This window comes from Flammeovirga agarivorans, assembly GCF_012641475.1.
Lineage (GTDB): Bacteria > Bacteroidota > Bacteroidia > Cytophagales > Flammeovirgaceae > Flammeovirga > Flammeovirga agarivorans.
Map to the genome: position 1 here is coordinate 1 of NZ_JABAIL010000076.1, position 749 is coordinate 749.

At 28.7% G+C, this 749-nt stretch carries 1 protein-coding gene; it reads left to right on the top strand.

The window, feature by feature from the left end:
* The first annotated feature begins 26 nt into the window (after positions 1 to 26).
* Positions 27 to 686 carry a hypothetical protein gene (locus HGP29_RS28310; RefSeq protein ID WP_168885822.1) on the top strand — a complete coding sequence of 220 codons (660 nt, stop codon included), beginning with the start codon at positions 27 to 29 and terminating at the stop codon, positions 684 to 686.
* The last annotated feature ends 63 nt before the right edge of the window (positions 687 to 749 follow it).

Sequence of the window (749 nt, forward strand, 5' to 3'; positions counted from 1 at the left end):
ACGTTAGAGATCAAAAACTTTAAAAAATGAAAATATACTTATACCTCTTAACTTTCTTGATTAGTTTTAATGTACAAGGTCAAGAGAATAATTTATTAGACTCTTGTTATGTAGGAGGGGCTAAGAAATTTCATCAACTTTTTGGTAAAAATATAAAGTATTCAGACAAGAATGAAATGGGTTTGTGTATTTTATATTGGGAAATTCATGAAGGAAGAATTGAAAATACGTCAATTTTAAATAGTTTAGGTAAATCAACAACAAATGAACTAAATAGGATACTACAATTAACTTCTAATAATTGGAAAATAAGTGAAAGTAGAATGAAGTTTTATTTGCCAATTAAATATTCATTAGATCAGTTAGATTATAATATAGATCCATTCCCCAAAAATTATCTAGATCAAATTACAGTGGTTGGATATTTATCAGATATACCGACATTTAGATCAGAGGAATATTTAGTTTCTAAGCTGAATAGATTTCTTGAAAAGAAAAAGTACAAATCGGCTATATCAATTTTAGATAAAATGCTACGGAGGAATCCCGTATCAATAGAACTAAGAGAAACACGAATAGATTGTTATCAAAAATCAGAATTAGATGAAGAGGCATGTAATGATATTCTTATTTTGAAAAACTATTTACAAATAACAAGTAAATATTTATGTGAAAAAGATCTCTAACATCAGCTAAAACAGCAAGTCTCGGGCGACACGCCCTCGCACGCAGTTTAGCCATTACGTTGG

Bases quoted from the DNA above. Each gene is read 5' to 3' on its own strand.
- HGP29_RS28310 (WP_168885822.1), top strand. From the start codon at position 27: ATGAAAATATACTTATACCTCTTAACTTTCTTGATTAGTTTTAATGTA.